The sequence below is a fragment of the Halobacillus sp. Marseille-Q1614 genome (assembly GCF_902809865.1).
Lineage (GTDB): Bacteria > Bacillota > Bacilli > Bacillales > Halobacillaceae > Halobacillus_A.
This window is the reverse complement of record NZ_CADDWH010000001.1, coordinates 105522-126712: the sequence shown is the minus strand read 5'-3', so window position 1 is coordinate 126712 and position 21191 is coordinate 105522. Positions and strand designations below refer to the sequence as shown.

Here is a 21191-nt window from a genome sequence, read left to right as displayed (position 1 = left end):
TTTGGAAGAAATACTGGGGAAAAAGCATTTCCTAAGGCTTATTAAAAGAGCGATGATCCCCCATCGCTCTTTTAAATCCCTACCCTCTTCTTTCAAGCATCAGAAAGGGCTTTTTAAAGAATTTTATATTTTGACTGGCTAAGAAGACGCCCGTAAAAATAATGAGAAGTCCAGCCACTAAGTTTTTAGTCACTGGTTCATCAAGAAGGAAACTCCCCCAAAACAGTGCAGAAACAGGCACTAAATAAGTAACTGTGCTTGCATACTCCGGACCTCCATTGTTGATCAAGTAATAAAGTAAAAGATGTGCAATTCCCGACCCAAAACATCCTAAGCCGATTAACGAAATTACGAGATTCATATCAACCGACGATAAAATCGTTCCATAGAAACCAGGTCTGCTCACAGCTGTGAGAACTGCCCCTGCTGCAGCTCCTATATAAAGAGAAATGGTGGTTAAAATAACGATATTAAAGCCTTTTAAGTATCGTTTTGTAAATTGAGAGCCAAACCCATAGCAGGCGGTGGCCAGCACCATTGTTCCTATTCCTATGAAATCCTCAGAAAACAGCGCGGCCACATCAAAATTCATAAGTATGAGAATTCCAATAAACCCGAGGATAATTCCTGCCCACTGCTTTTTGCGAAGAATTACAGAAAAGATAAAGAATCCAATTAATCCTGTCATTATGGGTGTTGAAGCATTAAGGACAGCCGCTGTATTACTCGTGATTTCCGTCTGGCTAAGAGCGATAAGCCCCCATGGCAGTGCGGCATTCACAACACCTAACGTAATTAAGGACTTCCATGGCAAGGGGGAATTAATTTGTTTCATTTTTATAATAAATAAAGGGGTCAGGATGACGGCCCCTGCTAAACAGCGAAGGAAAACCGTTCCCCACACACCGGCGGGTCCTATTAAATTCTCTATAAATACAAAGGAAAGTCCCCATATTAAACTCAAACCTACTAATGCACTTAACAATCGCAATGCTCATCCCGCCTCTCATCGTTTTTTTTAAAAACGATAGCTATGAAGTTATAAATCTATTAATTTTTGGTAACACTCATTTTAAAGGATATCATTAAAAAAGAGGTGCTAGATATGCAATTTGAAGCAAAGTGTAAAAAATGTATCATGAGCAGCATTCCAAAGTTCATAGCCGAAGCAGCAGATGAAGAGTCGTTTAGAAAAGCCCTTAATGCCCCGCATCATTGCTTTTTCACTGAAGGAAATACTTATACCTTTAAAGTAACAGATAATCAAATGTGGGAAAGCATCAACAACTTCTCAGAAAAACATCTTTTCAATGCCGCGAAGAACTTCGACTGGATAGCCGACCATTTTGAGCTGAAAACACTGACTAAAATATAGAAAGAGCGATGATCCGTATCGCTCTTTTTGTATGGTTGGTTATTTAATTTTACTTTTGCCCCATAAATGAAGTGCAAAGAACAAAGGCTTAAAGCGCCCTGGTAGACACGAAACGCATAAGCAAAACGGCCGGAGGAAGGTGGCCTTCCCTTCCGCAGGGCGGATTGCTTATGACGCGAGTGTCTGGGTGCTGGAGCTGGATGTCGATCTTTTAAACATATATATCCACAGCTTGGAATTTTATAATTTCCTAGACAACAAAAAAGCAGCCTTTTACAGCTGCTTTATTAATAGAAAGTTATTGTTTTAAATCTGGATTTTCTTTTTTCGCTTCTTTTACTTTCGGCTTGCGGTAGCCTCCCGCAATATCTGCCTGCTTAAATTCTTTTGCGTAAACGACTTCCTGCGCATCAGATAATTCGATCCCATTTCCTTTGATCGGCTGATACTGCTGCTTGCCTGTCATAGTGCTCATCCTTTCTGTGGAATTGGGTTATACTGTATTTCTTCCCATCCCACAGCTTCATCAAACATGATTTTATACAGAAGGGCTACCCCAGAGCAATCCATTGGTAATGGCATAAATCATGACTTCTTCCTGGTCACTAAGAATGCAATTCCAGCCACAGCAAGCAAACCAACAGCAATTACCGGCAGCAGCCATGAGCTTTGAGAGGACTCTTCCTCTTGTGAACTGTCAATGGCTTCCTCACCGGTTTCTTGATTAGATTCTTCTGCTTGTTCTTCGGCCTGTTCTTCTGCCAGCTCTTCGGATTCAGCCGCTTCCTCTTCTTCAGTACCCTCATATGTGTAAGTAATCTCTTCTTCCATCACATGGCCATCTTCCCCGACAATGCTGTAAAACAACTGGATGTCCCCACTCTCTAGTTCTTCAGGCAGCGTGACCTCCATCACATTGTCAGGAGAATGTGTGATTTCCTCAATCGTCGTTTTATTTCCGGAAGCATCAGTTACGGTAATCGTATTTAGATCTTGGACAGAAGAATCAAATGTTAAGGTAACTACTGGATCTTTCGCTGTAACGGTCTCACCGGTTTCTGGATTGGAACTTTCCAAATAGGTATGAGCGCCGACTTTAATTGGAAAAGCCAATATAATCAAAAGAAAAAGAAAGTAACTATATTTCATATTAAACTCCTCTCGATAGTAAATGGTTATTGCTAAGACTTTTTCACCTTAACACTTACAGTTATACCAGAGGAAATATCCACTCGCTATGCTGAATGATTACAATTCAGCTGTTGTTCAGGTTCATTCAATAAGGCTGCTCCATCCTTATCTGTCAATCCCGTAATTCCTGTCGTTCCTCCAGCCCTCTTTCGCGTACCTCCTGGCGAATTTCCAGGCCTTTCTCCCGGGCTTCCTGCCTCATATCGAGGAATTCATCCCGTATATGCTGCCTCATGTTGATAGCACGTTTTGAAATCATACTGCGGACAGCAATCGTGTCGGCATCTTCCATCGTTTCTTCCATATATTCCGTCAGTTCCCTTTGGCGCTGCTCTTCTTCGTTGTTCAATTCAACGGCTTCCTGGGAATATTCATTCGATAAATCAACGTATTCCATCATTTGATCATAATTTGCTTCTACATTCTCTGAGGACCATTCAAACCATTCATCAATCAGAACAGCTCTTTCTTCTCTAAACGTCTCGCGAAAATCCTGCGCGGTGTCTGCCCCTAAATACTCCCCTTCTCCTGCCTGTGCAATGGCTTCAAGAGCCTTGCGCTCAGAATCCGCAATATCAAAGCCAATAATGTTTACTAGAGCACCGATATCTGAGGAATGTAAAGCTTTTGCCGCTTCTACAGGATCTCCGCCACACGTTTCTTCTCCATCACTCACAACGTAGACTACATTTTGAACGTCATCCCCACTTATCCCCTCTAAATCAGCGGCTGCTTCTTCGATAGCAAGCCCAATCGGCGTATAGCCTGTCGGCGAAAACTGATCTAACGCTTCATTAAATTGATTCTCGTTGTAGGACCCTAAAGCATACACTTCTTCTGTCGTCGAGCAGGATTCTTCTTTTCCATCCTGCTGATTCGTTCCCGCATGGCCGTAAACTCTAAGAGAAACTTTCGCATTCTCCGGCAGATCCTCTGCGAACTCCGTAATGGCTTCTTTCGCTAGGTCCATCTTCACTTCACCGTCTATTTGGCCTGCCATACTCCCACTGGCATCGAGTAAAATCTGCACGTTCAGTTCTGGCAAAGGTGCTTCTGCACCGCCCCCGCTCTCACCATCTGGCGTTGCTGTTACTTCATCGAATTCTACGACTACTGTATCCAGAAACTCCTGATATTCCCGGTAATCTACTGCGGTCAAAGATACAATTCCGTAAAAATATTCTTCCGGCTCTAACCCATCCGGCCATTTGTCGATTTGGGCATGTACCGCTTCCTCATCATATTCATCCGCTGGATATTGACCAGGCCCTGCCTTCATGCCTTCATCCAGGCTATCGTGTCTTTTGGATCTATTTTAAATGGTTCAGATCCAAGAGAAGCCGTTTCCTGACTTTCCTCCTCAGCCTCCTCCTCTTTCCGTGGCTCTTCGTCTTTATCAGATGAGGTATCATTGCTCTCGCTGCATGCGGCTAAAAGGAGAAAACTCCCCAACAACCATATGTAAAGATAATTTTTCATGGGTATCCCCACTCCTCCCTTTCCCCTTATATTTAAACACCATTTTTTGTTGGGACCAGTCTGTATTCCCAACCTGAGTGGCATTCTCTTAATACATAAAAAATTTGTTCCTCATCTGTTGTAATGCTGCTGCACTGCTGCCCGTAGTTAAGGACTGTAAACTCCTCATTTTGTTCAGCTTCATAATAGGTATAGTCCGGTTTTACTTCAATCCACTTCTGATCGGCATTTTCGTCATACCGCGATTTCAGCTCGTAGATCATCGCTCCTTCTGATCCAGGATCATCTTTGTCTGTATAGTATTTGACGACCCTGATTTTTTCTTCTTGATTAGCCTCCGCACTATCAATAAAACTTTCCAGCAAGTCTAAGTTTTGATTTACCCCCTGACGTTCAATTATATCGGCTTCCTTAGTTGACAATTCTTCAATAGGCTTCTTTTCGATTTCTTCTACTTGTACTTCCGTATTGCTATTGGTTCCAATGCAACCCGCCAAAAAAATAATGATAACTAACAGAAATTTCTTCAGCTCGATTTCCTTCTTTCTCTCCTATTTTATTAATACCAATTATTTCAAAACGATGTAAATAACTCAATCGTTATTTTAAGTAAATCATTAATTCCAGCCGTTTCCCGAAGCCCTTTGCACTTACCCTTCGAAAGAACCGTCGGTCGTCTAAAAAGCATGAGTTTTTTCTACAAGCTCATGGTCCCTTTACGGTGAGGGAATTTTTTTATTATATGATATTAAAGCAAACGAAAAAGACGCTCATCTCCTAAAGATAAGCGTCCCAGTCATTCTAATGATTTGTTCCTTCCTGAGCCAGATCCCTGCCTGATAGGAACCAGCCGCCCGCTGCGATTGACAGAAGGACAGTCCAGAACGTAACGGTCCAAGCCGTACCGTGGGCAAAATGCACATCTAACACGCCGACTTCTTTATGAGAAAGGGTGATGACAGCAAGTTTGACTCCAACCCAGGCAACAATCATATAAGCTGTCGTTTCTAAGCTTGGACGAGTTTCAAGAAGTTTCACAAACCATGTGGCCGCAAATTTAATCAATACCAGCCCCGCAATTCCGGCTGTTACCACAATGATAAATTTACCTCCATCCATGCCTCCAAAGTTCGGCAGCGGAGAATTTGGAAGAGCGATTGCTAAGGCAACAGCGGCAAGAATCGAGTCAATGGCAAATACTAAATCAGCTAACCCAATTTTAACAACTGTAGGCCAGAAACCTTTCCCCCTTTGTTTTCCTGAGGATTCTTCCATTTCATCTGATGATTTACCAAGGATATTTTTCAAACCTAAATAAATGAGATAAATAGCTCCGATCGCCTGAACCTGCCACACGTTGGCAATAAAAGAAATCGCGAATAGAGTACCAAATCTAAATATAAATGCACCTAAAATCCCATAATTAATTGCACGTTTCTTTTGATCTTCCGGCAAGTGCTTTGCGATAACTGCCAATACAAGTGCATTGTCGGCAGACAGCAAACCTTCCAGGCCAATCAGGATTAATAAAGTCCAGCCATATTCAATCCATATAGAATCCAAAACAGTTTTTCTCCTTTCAAAAAATAAAATAGAGGTCTTTACCAATTTCACACGGTAAAGACCTCTAAAAATATAGACCTTTACCGTAATGGTAAAGGTCTTGCTAGCAACGTTATGCCGCCAGTATTGCCGAGAGTGTTGAACTCTGGGATGACGACAATACTGTTAAAGCTACTCCCCTTTTTAACTACTCGAAATATATCAAAGCTTCATATAAAAGGCAACTTTCCTCTTTTAACCAATTCTTATATCAAAGAATAAAAACCTTCCATTATAATAGGTAAGAGGACCTTTTCTGATAGTAAAAAGAGAGCAAACATGACTCAAACACCCTTAATTTAGTAAAAAAGAACCCTTTTGTTATTCTCCTTACATGAGGCTGTAAAATAGAAATATAACCGCAAGAATAATTCCACATAACAGAATGGACAGCAGACACGCAAATAAACACCCTTTTGCAAAATTCCCCTCATGATACTGCATTTAGCCACCTATTGGATTAACTCAACGTTGATTACACTCTCGCCAGAATTGATGGCTTTCATTACGGCCCGGCCCACATTCTCCGCTTCTGCGTAGGCTCCCACCTGACGGCCGTTTACTTTTACTCTGTAAATAGCTGCTTTGGATTTATTTTTAGATTTGTCGGCATCAAGATAAGAAGCAACGGCATCAGCCAGGGCTTCAGCATTCGTTTGAAGAAAAGTTTCATCCCGCAGCAGCTTATTATCCTGCTGGTTGACGATGAACCCAAGTTCGACGAGCACGGACGCCCCTTTAAACTCCCGAATGACGGCAAAATTTTCTTTTTTCCTGCCACGGTCCTTTCGTCCTTTCTCCGTCCATAGTTCAGCAAGGGCAGGATGAAGCTTTTGCTGTAAGGCGTACGATTTTGTGGTTTTACCATCAGTCGTGTAAATGTACGATTCAAAACCATTCGCTGCACGGGAAGACGCACTGTTTACATGGACGGAGACAAAACAATCTGCGTTCCACTGATTGGCTTTCTTCGTACGATCTGTAAGCGAAATGAATGAGTCAGCAGGACGCGTAAGCCGGCAGTCGATACCAGCATAATGTTCAGCTATATACTTCTGAACACGCCGGCAAATATCAAGAACGATATCCTTTTCTTTTATTCCCGAGCCAGTGGCCCCCGGGTCTTTTCCTCCGTGACCTGGGTCTAAGGCAAAGATTTTCTTGGACATAACCTGCACCCTTTCTTATATATTTAATACAAAAAATACACCCTTCGAATTTATAATCGAAAGAAGTGCAGCGGCAGGTGACACAAAAGTTAACTCTTATATGATTATATGTCTTTACAGCCGCCCTCTTACAAATGAAGGCTGTAAATTTGATTGGGTTAAAAGTATAGGTCCTATTAACATTACATGGGCTTCCTTTTTAAAATCCATTAAAGTTCCGATTGTTGAAGGAATACTTTGTTGGCTTAATAAGTTAAATTTATAAGGAAAGGCCCCCTCCCCAAGAATGCCCCAGAATATAAAATGGGCTGCTCGCCATCTCTTCTATAACAGGAAAAATCCTTTTGACAAGGGAAGAAAACCTATACCCTTCCTCATATTTTAACGGCTCCGTTTCTCCATGACCGGGAAGATCTAAAATAATGAGGTGAAAATCATTTTTAAAGTAATCAATCAGTCCGAGAAAACTCCGGGAATCACCCGTCATCCCATGAAGGTCAGGAAGATTTTTGTCACCGGCTTCATATCCGTGAAAAGTACAGCCATCCGATGTTTTATAGAACTCTTTCACCTGAATTCCTCCTTTTTAGGGCTTGCGAAAGAGTTTCCTCTGTTTCATATAATCCCTGGCCTTCGTTTTATTCTTTTGTTTAGAAATATATTCTGTCTCATTTTTCTCTCTATAATAATTATGGAAGTGTTCTTCTGAAAGAATCGCTTCTAAAATGGCTTCTTGAACTGCGCAGGCCGGCTCATTTGTGTGGGTACAGTTAGAAAACTTACACCTTTTGAATAGTTCAAAAATATCTTCAAACCCGTGATCTCTGTTTTCTTTCATATTCAACTCCCTGACCATTCACCAATAAGAATCTCAAACAGTTTCGATGACTTTTCTTCATTCAGCTGAACATATTTATTTTCATACACTAATTCTATTGTCTCAAGGCTTGGACCGATCCATAGTTCATACGTTAGTCCTGAAACTTTACTTTCTTCATGAAAGTAAAATCTAAAATCCGCAGGCTGGTTCATACTTACGACTGCATTTTCCCACTTCATGTCTTTTATCTCATCCCTTACCTGATCGACTTGATCCACGGTATCTATTTTTCTTAGATCAATATATTGATCAGTTTCTCCGATTCGTTCTTGGACGATAATTTCATTCCCCTTATTTTCGATATCGTTTGAACAAGCCGTAAGTATACTTCCGAGGACTAGAGTTAAAATTAACCAATCCTTCACTTCATAGCCCCTCCTATTCATATTCGGATGATGAGAATTACTTCACTTCCTATAAACTGGTATATAAAACAAGTTCGAGATTTATTACTAATCCCCTTCTGATCCCGTAAACATCTCTAAATTCACTTTTCCTTTTCCAAGAAAACGTTTACAATAAATTTAATTAATAAGAAGGAGGCTATTTACATGAGAAATATCACGATCAAAACCGTACAAACATATAAGGGTGGTACGCCTTCTTAACGTTTAACGGTCGTCCCCCTTATATGTGTTCATTTAAATAACACAATAAAGGGGTAAACTATGCAATTTCCAGTTAATAAATTTCTTTCGTATTATAAGCCGTACCTGAGAATTTTCCTTACCGTATTAGCTTGTGCTATGATCGTTTCCTCACTAACTTTGGTATTTCCGTTACTTGTCCGCTACGTTACCAAGGACGTTCTTGAAGGCAGCCTATCCACTGCACTACATGATGTCTTTTGGATTGGCGGTCTGATGTTACTGTTAGTGATCGTACAAAATATCGGGAACTATTTTGTAGATTACAAGGGACATGAAATTGGAGCCCGCATGGAAAGTGATTTACGAAGTGAATTGTTTTCCCATATGCAGAAGCTTCCTTTCAGCTTTTATGATAAGCAAAAAACAGGTCAGCTTATGACTCGAATCACCAACGACTTATTGCTGCTGTCTGAACTCTATCACCATGGACCGGAAGATTACGTCAAGTATCTCGTACGTTTTGTTGGAGCATTCGTTATTTTATTTTTTATCAATGCTCCTCTGACCGTTGCCGTCTTCTGCTTCCTGCCCATCCTTGGGATCTTTTCTTTGTATTTTAATAAGAAATTGAACCGGGCATTAACGAACAATAAAGAACGGATTGGTGATGTGAACGCACAGGTCGAAGATAGTCTGGCCGGCATACGTGTCGTTAAATCCTTTGCTAATGAGGCATTAGAAATCGAAAAATTCAATCGAGAGAATGACCGCTTCCTTAAAAGCCGAAAGGGAACGTATAAGGCTGAAGCTTATTTTTTTAATGGTATGGAAACGTTCATTCAATTAATTACGATTACAGTGATCATCTTTGGCGCTGTGCAAATTGTTAATGCGTCGCTGGACTTAGCCGACCTGATTACTTTTCTGTTATACATTGGTTTCATGGTCGAACCGATGCAGCGTCTCACTCACATTAGTATGCAGTTTCAGGAAGGGATTACGGGGTTTCAGCGGTTTATGGAAATCATGAATACGAAACCAGCGATTGACAACAAACCAAGCGCAAAAAGGCTGCCAGCTATTAAAGGACATATTGAATTTAAAAATGTTACTTTTGGTTACGAAGACTACTTGGGTCACGTTTTTGAGGATTTGTCTCTGCAGATTCAGCCTGGAGAATATGTGGCACTCGTCGGTCCATCCGGTGCAGGGAAAACGACTCTCTGCTCTCTGATTCCTCGTTTTTATGAAGCAGTTGAGGGTGAAATATTGCTGGATGGTAAAAATATTCGTGATATTGACCTAGCCTATCTAAGAAGCAGCATTGGCTTTGTCCACCAGGATATTTACCTTTTTTCAGGGACTGTCATGGAAAATATCCGATATGGCAGCCCAAAGGCCAGCGATGAGGAAGTCATTGCAGCAGCTAAACAAGCAAATGCGGATGATTTCATTACTAGCTTGCCACAAGGGTATCACTCTGAAATTGGGCAGCGTGGTGTAAGACTGTCAGGAGGTCAGAAACAGCGCCTAAGTATTGCCCGCGTTTTCCTCAAAAACCCGCCTGTCCTCATTCTCGATGAAGCGACCAGTGCACTAGACAACGAAAGTGAAAGCATTGTGAAGGAATCTCTGGAGTTATTAGCCAAAGGCCGTACAACTTTAGTGATTGCCCATAGATTATCAACAATTCGAAATGCCGAAAGAATTATCGTCCTATCAGATGGAAAAATCACAGAGCAGGGTACGCATGAGCAGCTGCTTGAAAAAGAGGGGAACTATTCCCATTTGTATTCGAAGCAATTTGAATTACAAGTTTAATAGAAAAGGCTCTCACTTTGATTAAGTGGGAGCCTTCTTTATTCTCGTTATCATAGGGAAGCGATATGCTTAAATGATCTTCGTTATATCCTTCCACCCATAAACACATTCGCTCAGTACTTTGCCAGAAACCTCTAGGTGGTTTTCCACGTATCCACCTGAAGATTGGCTATGGATTCAGCCTCTTCTACAGCTGCTCGTCGTATCTTCATGCTCGCCTGCTTCTCTCCGCTAGTTGGCCGTCCAGTACTGTTTGCAGCTGAATTAAATCGTCGATAACCTTGTCTGCCTGAGCGAGTTCATCCTCCACAGCGAAGTCAAAATTACAGCCTACCGCCATTAAGTGATTGGTTTTTGCCGCATGAATATCGGATAATCGATCCCCTACGACAACCGCATTTTCCTTTTCATACTTCACCAAAATACTTTTCACTAAATCTCCTTTATCCAACGTAGGGATGGACTGAATACTGAACGTCTCCTTCACCCATTGGTCCAAGCTGTAATAAGTAACGATGGCCTCAAGGTATTGGGGCAGCCCGTTGCTGGCAATGAAAATGGAATAACCCTTCTCCTTTAGGCTATTCAACATTTCTATTGCATGCGGATATAACTCGCCATTACCCTTATTAATATTTGCAATCAATTGATCGAGGAAATATTCATCGGCTTCATGCCTTATTTCTTCGGAGTGATCAGGTAGTAAGCTCTTCCACACCGTAACTAGAGGTACTCCCATGATTTCTCTGTACTTTTCAATCGGGGTTTCCCCTTCCCATTGGCCGTTGGATCTTAAGTGATTAAATGTATCTTCTAGTGATATTTCGAGAATGGTATTGGTTTGAAAAAGTGTTCCATCCATATCAAAAATAACGGTTCTGCTCATAGAATCTCTCCTTAATTTCTTCTTAAAGATTGTGAATCTCCTTTGATCTCATGTTGGGTAACTTCAATCTCTATGACAGAGCGACTTCCACTCCTGATGTTCGTTACCTCTCCTGTTAATCGAAAAGCATATGTATCCCTGTTTTCATTAAAAAGTTCAACCTACGATGAATATTCCAAGAATGATAATCGCCCCAATCAATATAAGACTATATGAAATGTTCGGCACTCAATACAATGCTGGTACGAGTTTTAAAAAAGAACTGTTTCTTATTTTGCAGTAGAAGCTACACCCTCTGTTACTTAATCGTTATCCATTAATTCTAAACTGTTTAAAACGATTTCTTAAATCTTCGGCAATTTCCGATGGGTGCTTGTCCGTTGTATCATAGAGAAATGACTGATTAGACTTTTTCCCCTCCAGTTCCTCTAATAATTGTAAAGAACGCTTCCCTAATTGAAGATCTCCTCGTTTATTCAGCCGCTTCATTAGCACCTCTTCATCTGCTCGTAAAACGACATAATAGATGTGAACATTTAGTTCCGTCAGCTGCTTACAAAACCACTCCAACTCACTTTCCACGACATAATCGATCACGACATTAAGGTTGTTTTCAACGAAATTCCTCGTAAGCGAAAGGATATTCTGCCATACGATTTCTAAATGGCGCTCCCACGAAAGCTCAACAGTAAGCATGGAATAAATGACATCCCCTTCTAATAGAGCAGCCTCTTCCATCTCTTGCGCGAGTGCTTTTGTGATCGTAGACTTACCCACTCCACAAGGACCTGATATTATGTAAATGGATTTACTACTTTGTATACTCATTTCTAGATCACCTTACCTTCCTCATTCCTTAGTACATTGTAATAAATGCCCCATCTGCCTTGGAGCAATTCTTAACTCTAAAGGACGCCTCACACAGAAAAATCACATTTCCGCCAGCAGTCCTTTTTTCAAACCATACTGAATCAGTTAAGGATCTCCTTCTAAGATGATTCTAAAGCATAAAAAAATCCATATGCTAAAAACTAGGTAAGGAATCCATGGAGGAGGTTCGTTATGAGGAGATCACTTGGTATTATGGCCGGCAGTACGCTTCTCTTTATTTTATTAGCCTGGGCTATTCAAGCAAGCACACCTTACATAGTAAAATGGGACGACCGGACAGTGGAGTGGTTCAGCACGGCTCAGGAAGGTGAGGCCTTGCAATCCGCCCTCTTCTTAACACACTTTGGGGATTATTGGATTTGTGCAAGAATAGGAGCCGTGCTTCTTCTGATTCTACTGTTTTTGAAAAAATACCGGATGTTGATCTGGATTCTTGTCGGCCTATGGGGCATGCGGGAGGTTAATCATGCTTTAAAAGCCTTTTTCGATAGAGAGCGCCCGCCAGTGGATGCTTTTACTAATGCAAGCCTCGCTTCGTTCCCAAGCGGACATGTTATGTATGCCACGTTCACTTACGGAGTTGTTTTACTTGTCGTGCTGTATCTGACACACAGCACGTTTCTAAAAGGGTTGGCTGCTGTCCTCACGGTTTCCATAATTGGAGCGGTGCTGTGGACCAGAGTTTACCTTGGTGTTCACTACCCGACGGACGTTGCTGCGGGATTATTTGCAGGGCTGGTGTGGCTGCAGCTGATTTGGCTGATGGCAACTTTCAAGCGCACATCCAGAGAGCAGGGCTGTCAATAGCTTCTGCTCTTCTTTTTTAACGGCGTAATGACTGGACGTCGTCTAAAAGTTCAGGAAGATCATCCCTAAAAAAGTGGCCGTAGTTTTCAAATTTCCGGGTCATGGCATGCGGAAGCTTATGAGAGTAATACTCGAAATGCGCAAATGGCACCACTTCATCATTACGGCTGTGTAATTAGAACCCAGGGATTTTTAGCTCCGCAAAATCGTTGGACTTCTGCTTTCTTCGTGTTTCCTTCCAGAGTAATTACATTGTTCCTTATGTAATATTTTTCATAAATAATATCCTGTCTTTTCCGGGTCCATCATAATCTGAATACACCGAAACCCCCTCCACTTCTTTATCCCCTTCTTTTATCTCAAACCCCATCTTTGTATGATAGGCAATGGAAGTCTTGTTAACGGGTGAAGTCACAGCTCTAACAATGCTTCTATTCTCTCTTTTAACGGCTCGATAAAATTCGTGATAGAGCTGTTTTCCGATATAATGCTTCCGGTATTCCGGGTGAACGCCTACGAAGTGGATGTAAGCTTCCTCTTTATTAGACTGGGATAAAAAACCGATTAAGAAACCAACTGCTTTGTTATCTTCTTCTACTATAAAACTTGTATTGTTAAAATGATCAAAAAACAGCTTTGGCAGCAGGTGAGACATGTTTCTGCCGCCCCACCACTCATTAATCAAAGGTGATAGAACATAATAATCTTCACTTTTAACAAAACGGATCACCCTTCCACCTCCTTAAAGAAATAGGTTCTATCTTATTATTAACCTTTTAGCCAAATATTTCAAAACGCTTCTCTTAACTTCACCGTTGCTTAAAATAAATACACCCCCTCGATTATTTACAATCAAGGGGGTGCTCTCTATTTCTACAATTTGTCTTTAAAATTCCCAATTCCTTTTTGCATATCTCCTTTGGCTCTATCTTTCTTTCCTTTTGACTGCATTTCAGGATCGTTTTTAGCATTTCCTACTTGATCCCTAACTTCTCCCTTTGTTTTATTAACGTTTCCTTTCACTTTATCACTCAATCCGTTTCTATCTGCCATAAATATTCACACTCCTAGTATCGTTTGTTATTGATTGTATTCCCGGAAGATTTCTAATCAAACATTCCCCTTGTTATCAGCGCTCCCTTCACATCCTCAAAATCCTGCTCCAGTAAGTTTTTTTTTTCTGGGTACCTGGTACCGATGGGATGTCTGCTGGTACCTGGTACCGAAGCTCTCTCTACCGGTACCTGGTACCAGCTACGCGCTATTCCAGTTTAGAAGAATTAAATTATGGTTATATAGTATTAGATAATATGAGAGAGGTAGAAGAGGTGAAGATATGAGCAAATCAAAGAAAACGCTAGGATTAATTACAGCACCGGGATATCCAAATAAAATAGGAAAAGAACTGCAAAGTCAACTTCCCGATTTGCTCAGTTATTATGTGGATGATCAATATGAGTGGCATTCGGACTATATAGAGGACCCTCTTACAGGCGGGACGGAAAAGTCCTTGGAAGTGCTGGGGGACACCATGGATAAAAAGGCGGAAGAAGAATGGGATTTTGCGATCTGTCTTACCGATCTGCCGTTGTTTAAAGGGAAAAGGCCGATTGTAGCTGAGGCATTTGAAGAAGAAAATGTTGCCTTGATCAGCCTTCCAGGACTTGGGTCCACCCCTATGCTCAAACGAGTCCGTGAATCAATTTTACAATTAGTGAATGAGATGTATTATGGAAGCTCGGACGAAGACCGGGAGAAGGCCGAACAGCGGATCCAGTCCAAAGACGACGGCGAACATGAAGAGCTGAAAAATAAAAGCTCTACGAGACTGGTCGGGAAGCGGGCGTTTGAACGCCTTTCCCCTATTCAGCGGGAAACACCGGATGAGAATGAATCGAATATTGATGTCCGCTTTACCGTGAAGTCACGGTTCAGCGGAGCATTAAGAGTTTTGACAGGGATGGTCCGGGCCAACCGTCCGTGGGCGATGTTTCCAGCTTTTATGAAGGTGATCATTATCGCCTTTACGACTGGTTCCTACGCCCTTGTTTTTCCGACGTTATGGCAGCTCAGTAATAATTACGGGATATGGCGGATGTTCATGCTTTCGATCGTTGCTATTTTGGCTATGGTCGGCTGGATCATACTGGCTCACAGATTATGGGAAAGAAAGTCCGATAGTGGAGGGAATGATTATTTAAGGAAGTTATACAATGCCTCGACTTTCTTTACGCTCCTTGTCACCGTTTGTCTGTATTACGTCTTATTGTTCCTCTTGTTCTCTGTTGCAGTTATTGTCCTGATTCCAATAGGCATGCTGGAATCCCAGCTATCTGGCAGTACAGGGTATGTCAATTACTTCTATATTGCATGGACAGCGACAAGTGTTTCAACGATCATTGGCGCGCTCGGGTCTGCCCTAGAGAATGAAGATGTTGTCCTGTCTTCCACTTATGGATACCGCCAGCGCCAGCGTTACGAAAAGATAAAGGAATCCAAAGAAGAGAAGAAAGAAGCCGAGGAAGAGAAAAAAGAGGCAGCCGAAGAAAAGAAAGAAGCGGCCGAAGAGAAAAAGGATGCCGAGGAAGAACGAGATTAACCAAAACCCTGCCTGCGCAGGGTTTTTTTCTTATTTTTCTGGGTACCTGGTACCGGAATTCTGTCCTCACGTACCTGGTACCGGTTTGATGAAAAAAGCGCTCCTTCTTCAAATCAGAAAGGAGCGCTTTTTTAGTGCTATTCTCTTTTTCCGAACACATGAATGGAGAGAGCTTGCTGCAGGGAGTTGTAAGTCTTAATCTCAGAGAAATCAATTCCTAAGCTCACCATCGTATGAGCCACTTCCGGACGAATGCCTGCTAAGATCGCAGTCACTCCGAGTAAATCCAGGGAGGTGACGATCTTAGCGATGCTGTTGGCAACGTGTGTGTCGATCATCGTGACACTTGATAGATCAATTAATAAATAGGAAAGCTGCTGCTTCATAGCTTCATTGAGTGTGGTGTCCATCATATAGTAGGCTCGTTTTTCATCCACACTTCCAATAATCGGCATTACGGCCACTCCATTTAACAGAGGCACCACCGGGGCTGATAGATTCAAAAATTCCTGATGGGCTTTCTCTAAGGAGGCTTTATACGAATGAACAAAGGAGGTGCTGAACGCGTAAACAATGTGGTCGAGCAGCGGATCGACGCTCCGCGCTACTTTAAAGATCGTTTCCTTGGAAAAATCCTCTTCCTTAGTAATGTCCTCGAGAGCATTCCAAAGGTAGACTCGAAATTCCATCGTTCCTTTTAGTGAATTATCCAACTGAGCGCCTTGTTCAATGGCCAGGCGGCCGATATGTTCGCCCCACGCGTTCACCTCGTCCTTCGTAGCTTCGTTTCCTTTCTGCAGGCCGTCTGCAAAAAGCTGAAAGAGCTCCGCGCGAAATTCACGATTCTCAGGAGCTTCATTCTCCTCCTGCTTCATGGCATCGGCAAATTCGTACTTTCTTTCTTCAATCTTCTTTCCAATCATGATTAAATCTTGGTTTTGCTGCACTAGGAAGTCACCTCAGATCCATTATTAAAAACAGACATGTCATTTTTCCTTATTATACCGCACTTTTATACATACTATGGCATTAAGTTTCTCCAATCCGATAAGCAGTTATACTTTCTTTACCCCGAACTAAATATAAAGCAGAGAGATGGACTATTCCGAATTAACCGGCTTTCCTAAGAATAGGGAACACGAAAACAATTGGACGGTACTTTGACTACGGACTTCCATATCATGAAGCTGGGATTCTGGAGAAAAAACCCTCATCTAACAAATGAGGGTTCCTGTTGTTCATTACTTTTTAAAGGGCAGCGGCGCATCAGGAGCTATAACTTTTCTTTCACGCATTTCCTGCCAGAAGGCTGCGGGAACCTCCGTGTTTAAAGCGTCCTGATCTTCTTTTATCCTCTCCGGGCGGCTGGCCCCTGGGATAGCGGCAGTAACAGCCGGATGAGCGAGTGTAAATTGCAGAGCCGCGGCCTTTACGCTAATCCCGTGCCGATCTGCAATATTTTTAATTTTTTCCACTTTCTCTAGGGTTTCCTGCGAAGCTTCTTGGTATTCGAAATGACTTCCTCCAGCAAGGACCCCGGAGTTGTAAGGACCCCCGGCCACAATCTTCACATTCTGTTTAATAGCTTTTGGCATCAGACGCTGTAAGGCATGTTCATGATCTAAGAGCGTATAACGGCCGGCCAGCAGGCACAGATCCGGCTTTGTTTCTTCAAGGTCAAGCGTGATCTCAATCGGTTCCACACGGTTAACCCCAATCCCCCACGAATGGATGACACCTTCGTCACGCAACCGCGACAGTTCGCGAAAGGCGCCTGTTCGAGCGATTTCAAGCTGAGAGAGCCACTCATCCCCGTGGAAGTCCTGAGCCACATCATGAACGTAGACAACATCGAGACGGTCGGTGTTCAAACGTTCGAGGCTTTGTTCGATTGAGCGTAAAACAGCATCAGCACTGTAGTCCGTCACGACTTTATTGTTACGGCCATGCTCAAACAGTTCACCTTTAGCTGGCTCTTCTTCTTCATCCAGCATATATCGGCCGACTTTTGTACTTAACACATAATCATCACGATCGTAATTGGACAATGCTCTTCCGAGGCGGATCTCAGAAAGACCGGCGCCATAAAAGGGAGCTGTGTCAAAATAGCGGATCCCATGCTCCCAGGCAGCATCTACGGTGTCGGCCGCCTCTTCTTCAGGAATATTACGGAACATATTTCCTAATGGTGCTGTCCCTAGTCCAAGTTTTCCCTTCTGTATACGATTCATATAAGGTAACCCTCCCTTTTAGATAGATACTACTTTATTTACCGGTCACGTTTCTTCTCAAACTCAGTTCAAAATATTCCCTAGCCAGTTCGTTGAACCGAAGAGAATCGATTTCCTCTTTTCTTACTTCCCCTGCTGCCCAGGGAGTCCATGAAGTATCGGTTATCTTCAGTTCCGTTTTCGGTGAATTTGGTCAGTAATAGATGTTTATTAAATGGGGATTTTTCATGTTCTACAATGATGCGCTGCATGGCATTTAATTCTGTGACATCAATTATCAGATCCGATGTATCAAAGGTGTAGCCGGTTCTCCATTCTTTACCTTTGTCTTTAAGCTTTATCATCAAGGGAAAGCTGCCCTCCTCGGTTGAAATAACCCAGAATTCTCCAATTGGGGTTTGGATTTTTTCCGGTTAAAGGTACAGGGGTTAACGGCAAGTTCCCGCCAAACCCGGCATCGACAATATACGTTTGACCTTCATGCTTCAGAAGAAGAGCGACATGGGTTTTACCTGTCTCTGAACCTTCAACGGCTGAAACTGATTTTCTTTAAGAAAATAGTAAAGAAGCGGATTGATTTCATAGCAGACCCCGCCTTCTTGATGTATGAGCGCCTTACTTATTAGATGTCCTTTCGTAATCCTTTGCTTTTCACCTAAAATAATTCGTAAATTTTTCAAAAGGAATGGTTCTTGATACCTTTTGAAGGATGACATCCAGCTTTTCAAAAGGAATTTTTTCATTTTCAGGAAAGCCGATTCGATTTCGAAATATTCGAAATAATTGATCCATAGAATTCCCCTCCACTTTCCCATTATAGTTTCCATAAATTTGAAAAAACAAATCATAGGAGCCATCCTTTTATCGGCACCATTATCAGAAGCACCAGGTCGCCATTCCGTTTAATTATCCCCTATTTTAGAAGCATTTTTTCAAGGTTATGTCGGACGAATGATTCGAATGAATGTAAGAGTTTTTGAAAAAGATGGTGCCCAAATTAAATTTAATGAATAGGATGAGGGTGTATATCAAGGAGGCGAATGATTCATGTATTACCATAATCCTTACCACCCTCACTGGTACCCGCGTCAGCAGGAGGGCTATATTTGTATTCCAAAAGATCAGTACGAATTCGAAGGAGGCATGGAGGGCACAATTACGACATCAGATGAAGAAGAACTTTCTGTCGTATGCTTTCCTATTCCTCTTCAAGGAGCTGGTCAGGAAGGAGCACCTCAAGGGCAAAACGGGGGCAACGGAACAGGAAACGGTCAAGGCAATGGCGGAAATGGCCAGGAGCAGGGCGGCGGCATGATGCCAGGATTCCCAGGTGCCGGTGGCGGTCAAGGCGATATGCCGGGCGGCGGCATGATGCCAGGACTCCCAGGTGCCGGCGGCGGCCAAGGCGGTATGCCGGGCGGCGGCATGATGCCAGGACTTCCAGGTGCCGGCGGCAGTCAAGGCGGTATGCCGGGCGGCGGCATGATGCCAGGACTTCCAGGTGCCGGTGGCGGCCAAGGCGGTATGCCGGGCGGCGGCATGATGCCAGGACTTCCAGGTGCCGGCGGCGGCCAAGGGCAAGCTGGTATGTACGGAAGAAGCCATTATCCAGCGAATCCCTACTATTACCACCCCGGAAGCCGACACCATTGGTAATAAAAAGTCGCTCAAAGTAACTGAACAGGCTGTCATGTATTGCATGACAGCTTAATTAGTTGTTTAAGTCAGCATGGTACGCCCACTTAAAAGTGAACCGTTTCCCGGATCCTTTACTGCATCCTTCGGTCGTCCGTAAGCATATGGTTTCTCTACAAGCTAAAGCCTTCTCTTAACAGAGAAGGCTTTTTCCATGTTATTTGAATAAATCTATGAAGCGGTCCCAGAAGCTTTTTTCTTCTTTCTCCTTAGGGGCCTCTTCTTCTTTTTCAGGTTTCTTAATGCTTTCCGTCTTGATCACGAACTGCACAGACTCTACCTTTTCGTTCTCAGATGAAACAAAGGAAACCGGCTCGAAATCTGATTTATCGTATTCCTCCACCATTTGATCGATTTCACTTTGCATCTGTCCAGGAATGTCGCTGGTTGATTCCGCTAATTCTGATGTTCCATTATGAAGTTCAGCTGCCCCATTTTCCAGCTCACTCGTTCCATTTGATAGTTCGCCTAAGCCGTTGTGGATTTCCTGATAAGATCCAGCTAATTCGGAAACACCGCCGGTATAATCCGTTAATCCGGAATGGAAATTATTATAATTGGACGACAGGGTCTGCAGTCCTTCCTGCAGCTCTTTCATAGATTCATCAATGTCCACGCTGTCAAGACTGCTCGCCAGGTTATCTGCCAGAGCGCTTAAGCTCGAGCTCATTTCGTTCAGTGAGCCGGCGCTCGTTTCAAGCGCCGGGTCGACGGCATTGAACACTTCTTTTACATTGGCATAGGTTTCTTTCGTGGCAGCGGCGGTCTGATGAGTTTCTACAAGCTGATCGACGACTTCCTTGTCAGCTCCGCTTTCATACAAGACCTGGATTTGTTCTTCGGTAATATTGTAAGCAGGAATCGATTCGATCGTCTCGCCTAGTGCCCCATGAGCCTTGCCATACTGCTCTTTTAGATTGGAAAGACCATTCTCGGCTTCCTTCAGGCCTTCGGCGACCTGACGTATGCCGTCTTCCATCTTAGACAAATCACTTAGATTCATTTCACCAGAACCTGCTCCGACTGATTCGCTCATTTTTTGAAGAGCGGACTGGATCGACGCCGATCCTTTGACGAGTTCAGCTGAGCCGTTATCAAGCTCACCTATACCATTTTTGTATTCGGCAGAACCGTCGTAAAGGACGGCGGCGCCATCGTTTAGTTCTGCGATCCCCTGCTTCAGTTCGCCGACACCCTGATTGAGTTCTGATGTGGCGTTAGATAATGAGTTCATATCATCCGTCACCGCACCCGTGTCTGGGGCGTCAATAGACATGGAGGATGGAATCGCCACCATTTCAATGCTTTCCATTTCGAGATCAGTGACATCCGCACTTAAAGTAAAACTTCCTTCTTTTTCAGGCATGGCGGTAAATGTCACTTGGCGGTTCTTCCCTGCATTAGCGACTGTTCCATCTGGAGCTTCAATGTTTTCATACAGCTTGGAATCCAATGTGAGAGTAATCTGCATCAGATAATTTTCGAAAAAGGCTGGGTCGGCATCTTCATTTTTTTCTGTATCAATCTGGATCTCAAACTCTCCGTCCTTGCCGAGCAGTTCTTCAGGCTGTAATTCTTCACCATCTAATTTATAAGAAACATCTATATTCCATGGAAGCGGCGTGTCTTCAAGGTTTCCCTGATAATAAAACTCATCTTCTTTCGCCGTCAATTCCACACGGTTATCGTTTTGATCGATATCGGTTAAATCCGTCAGATTTTGCACACTGGTATAAGATCCATGATCGACGATTTTCCCAGGTTCCTCAATGCTGAAGTTGTTGACGCCATACATTTCTTCCTGATTCCCGGACGCATTCAATGTGGCATACACGACTTCATGCTTCTCAGAGTAAGACCCTTCTCCCCCGGGAGTTTTCTCTTCTGAGGATTTATTTTGTTCAGCCGATACGAGAAAGGCCGGCATCACAAGAAGAAATGCCATGAACAGAGCAGTTATACGTTTATATTTCAT

At 42.9% G+C, this 21191-nt stretch carries 25 protein-coding genes and 1 pseudogene; 5 read left to right on the top strand and 21 right to left on the bottom strand.

Translation table 11 applies throughout. The features are described from left to right. Nucleotides 1-79 precede the first annotated feature (79 nt). Entirely contained in the window at nucleotides 80-991 is a 912-nt protein-coding gene (locus tag HUS26_RS00655; protein ID WP_173915318.1) for a DMT family transporter, read from the bottom strand. A 114-nt stretch (nucleotides 992-1105) separates the two neighbouring features. Between HUS26_RS00655 and HUS26_RS00650 the strand changes: the two genes are divergently transcribed. Next, nucleotides 1106-1375 (top strand): hypothetical protein, encoded by a 270-nt coding sequence (locus HUS26_RS00650; RefSeq protein ID WP_173915317.1) that lies wholly within the window; start codon nucleotides 1106-1108, stop codon nucleotides 1373-1375. Between the two features lie 298 nt (nucleotides 1376-1673). Here HUS26_RS00650 and HUS26_RS00645 read toward each other — a convergent pair whose 3' ends face one another. The 10 genes from HUS26_RS00645 to HUS26_RS00600 form a co-directional block, all read right to left on the bottom strand. Continuing rightward, nucleotides 1674-1841, bottom strand: coding sequence for a YfhE family protein (locus HUS26_RS00645; protein WP_173915316.1), 168 nt, complete (start codon nucleotides 1839-1841; stop codon nucleotides 1674-1676). Between the two features lie 119 nt (nucleotides 1842-1960). After that, complete coding sequence (locus tag HUS26_RS00640) at nucleotides 1961-2524, bottom strand: copper resistance CopC family protein (RefSeq protein WP_173915315.1); 564 nt, start codon at nucleotides 2522-2524, stop codon at nucleotides 1961-1963. Between the two features lie 154 nt (nucleotides 2525-2678). Beyond that, nucleotides 2679-3845 carry a VWA domain-containing protein gene (locus HUS26_RS00635; RefSeq protein ID WP_173915314.1) on the bottom strand — a complete coding sequence of 389 codons (1167 nt, stop codon included), beginning with the start codon at nucleotides 3843-3845 and terminating at the stop codon, nucleotides 2679-2681. Next, complete coding sequence (locus HUS26_RS00630) at nucleotides 3842-4045, bottom strand: hypothetical protein (protein WP_173915313.1); 204 nt, start codon at nucleotides 4043-4045, stop codon at nucleotides 3842-3844. Before HUS26_RS00630 ends, HUS26_RS00635 begins: the two co-directional genes overlap by 4 nt. Nucleotides 4046-4077: 32 nt before the next feature. Then, nucleotides 4078-4542 carry a DUF4362 domain-containing protein gene (locus HUS26_RS00625; RefSeq protein ID WP_173915312.1) on the bottom strand — a complete coding sequence of 155 codons (465 nt, stop codon included), beginning with the start codon at nucleotides 4540-4542 and terminating at the stop codon, nucleotides 4078-4080. Between the two features lie 304 nt (nucleotides 4543-4846). Further along, on the bottom strand, nucleotides 4847-5608 hold the full coding sequence (locus HUS26_RS00620) for a TerC family protein (RefSeq protein WP_173915311.1): 762 nt from the start codon (nucleotides 5606-5608) through the stop codon (nucleotides 4847-4849). Nucleotides 5609-6099: 491 nt separating this feature from the next. Continuing rightward, nucleotides 6100-6816: an N-acetylmuramoyl-L-alanine amidase gene (locus HUS26_RS00615; RefSeq protein ID WP_173915310.1), complete on the bottom strand. Its 717-nt coding sequence runs from the start codon at nucleotides 6814-6816 to the stop codon at nucleotides 6100-6102. 259 nt (nucleotides 6817-7075) lie between these two features. Then, nucleotides 7076-7387, bottom strand: coding sequence for an alpha/beta fold hydrolase (locus tag HUS26_RS00610; RefSeq protein WP_173915309.1), 312 nt, complete (start codon nucleotides 7385-7387; stop codon nucleotides 7076-7078). A gap of 15 nt (nucleotides 7388-7402) precedes the next feature. Further along, nucleotides 7403-7654 carry a hypothetical protein gene (locus tag HUS26_RS00605; RefSeq protein ID WP_254434103.1) on the bottom strand — a complete coding sequence of 84 codons (252 nt, stop codon included), beginning with the start codon at nucleotides 7652-7654 and terminating at the stop codon, nucleotides 7403-7405. Between the two features lie 2 nt (nucleotides 7655-7656). Continuing rightward, nucleotides 7657-8061: a hypothetical protein gene (locus HUS26_RS00600; RefSeq protein WP_173915307.1), complete on the bottom strand. Its 405-nt coding sequence runs from the start codon at nucleotides 8059-8061 to the stop codon at nucleotides 7657-7659. A 303-nt stretch (nucleotides 8062-8364) separates the two neighbouring features. Here HUS26_RS00600 and HUS26_RS00595 point away from each other — a divergent pair, with 303 nt between their 5' ends. Continuing rightward, the gene (locus HUS26_RS00595; protein ID WP_173915306.1) at nucleotides 8365-10107 is read left to right on the top strand and encodes an ABC transporter ATP-binding protein; all 1743 of its coding nucleotides are present in this window, start codon (nucleotides 8365-8367) and stop codon (nucleotides 10105-10107) included. Between the two features lie 208 nt (nucleotides 10108-10315). Here HUS26_RS00595 and HUS26_RS00590 read toward each other — a convergent pair whose 3' ends face one another. Beyond that, a complete protein-coding gene (locus HUS26_RS00590) occupies nucleotides 10316-10993 on the bottom strand; it encodes an HAD hydrolase-like protein (RefSeq protein WP_173915305.1) in 678 nt (225 codons plus the stop codon). Nucleotides 10994-11302: 309 nt separating this feature from the next. Beyond that, entirely contained in the window at nucleotides 11303-11821 is a 519-nt protein-coding gene (locus tag HUS26_RS00585) for an AAA family ATPase (protein ID WP_173915304.1), read from the bottom strand. Between the two features lie 234 nt (nucleotides 11822-12055). Between HUS26_RS00585 and HUS26_RS00580 the strand changes: the two genes are divergently transcribed. After that, entirely contained in the window at nucleotides 12056-12691 is a 636-nt protein-coding gene (locus tag HUS26_RS00580; protein ID WP_173915303.1) for a phosphatase PAP2 family protein, read from the top strand. A gap of 259 nt (nucleotides 12692-12950) precedes the next feature. Here the strand turns inward: HUS26_RS00580 and HUS26_RS00575 are convergent, their stop codons facing one another. Beyond that, nucleotides 12951-13421, bottom strand: a complete 471-nt coding sequence (locus HUS26_RS00575) for a GNAT family N-acetyltransferase (RefSeq protein WP_254434102.1) — start codon at nucleotides 13419-13421, stop codon at nucleotides 12951-12953. 143 nt (nucleotides 13422-13564) lie between these two features. Further along, nucleotides 13565-13744 (bottom strand): CsbD family protein, encoded by a 180-nt coding sequence (locus HUS26_RS00570; protein WP_173915302.1) that lies wholly within the window; start codon nucleotides 13742-13744, stop codon nucleotides 13565-13567. Nucleotides 13745-14027: 283 nt separating this feature from the next. On the opposite strand from HUS26_RS00570, the gene HUS26_RS00565 reads away from it, so the two are divergent. Next, the gene (locus HUS26_RS00565; protein ID WP_173915301.1) at nucleotides 14028-15290 is read left to right on the top strand and encodes a hypothetical protein; all 1263 of its coding nucleotides are present in this window, start codon (nucleotides 14028-14030) and stop codon (nucleotides 15288-15290) included. 137 nt (nucleotides 15291-15427) lie between these two features. On the opposite strand, the gene HUS26_RS00560 is transcribed toward HUS26_RS00565, so the two are convergent. From HUS26_RS00560 to HUS26_RS19940, 5 genes and pseudogenes are all read right to left on the bottom strand, one after another. After that, a complete protein-coding gene (locus tag HUS26_RS00560; protein ID WP_173915300.1) occupies nucleotides 15428-16237 on the bottom strand; it encodes an STAS domain-containing protein in 810 nt (269 codons plus the stop codon). Nucleotides 16238-16531: 294 nt separating this feature from the next. Then, nucleotides 16532-17521, bottom strand: coding sequence for an aldo/keto reductase (locus HUS26_RS00555; RefSeq protein WP_173915299.1), 990 nt, complete (start codon nucleotides 17519-17521; stop codon nucleotides 16532-16534). A gap of 80 nt (nucleotides 17522-17601) precedes the next feature. Beyond that, nucleotides 17602-17986 (bottom strand): annotated as a pseudogene (locus tag HUS26_RS19955) (arylamine N-acetyltransferase). A gap of 20 nt (nucleotides 17987-18006) precedes the next feature. After that, nucleotides 18007-18237, bottom strand: coding sequence for an arylamine N-acetyltransferase (locus tag HUS26_RS19945; RefSeq protein ID WP_254434254.1), 231 nt, complete (start codon nucleotides 18235-18237; stop codon nucleotides 18007-18009). Beyond that, nucleotides 18173-18313 carry a hypothetical protein gene (locus HUS26_RS19940; protein ID WP_254434314.1) on the bottom strand — a complete coding sequence of 47 codons (141 nt, stop codon included), beginning with the start codon at nucleotides 18311-18313 and terminating at the stop codon, nucleotides 18173-18175. Before HUS26_RS19940 ends, HUS26_RS19945 begins: the two co-directional genes overlap by 65 nt. Before the next feature lie 255 nt (nucleotides 18314-18568). Here HUS26_RS19940 and HUS26_RS00545 point away from each other — a divergent pair, with 255 nt between their 5' ends. Then, the gene (locus tag HUS26_RS00545) at nucleotides 18569-19177 is read left to right on the top strand and encodes a hypothetical protein (RefSeq protein ID WP_173915298.1); all 609 of its coding nucleotides are present in this window, start codon (nucleotides 18569-18571) and stop codon (nucleotides 19175-19177) included. Nucleotides 19178-19373: 196 nt separating this feature from the next. Here the strand turns inward: HUS26_RS00545 and HUS26_RS00540 are convergent, their stop codons facing one another. After that, nucleotides 19374-21191 (bottom strand): YhgE/Pip domain-containing protein, encoded by a 1818-nt coding sequence (locus HUS26_RS00540; protein WP_371809521.1) that lies wholly within the window; start codon nucleotides 21189-21191, stop codon nucleotides 19374-19376.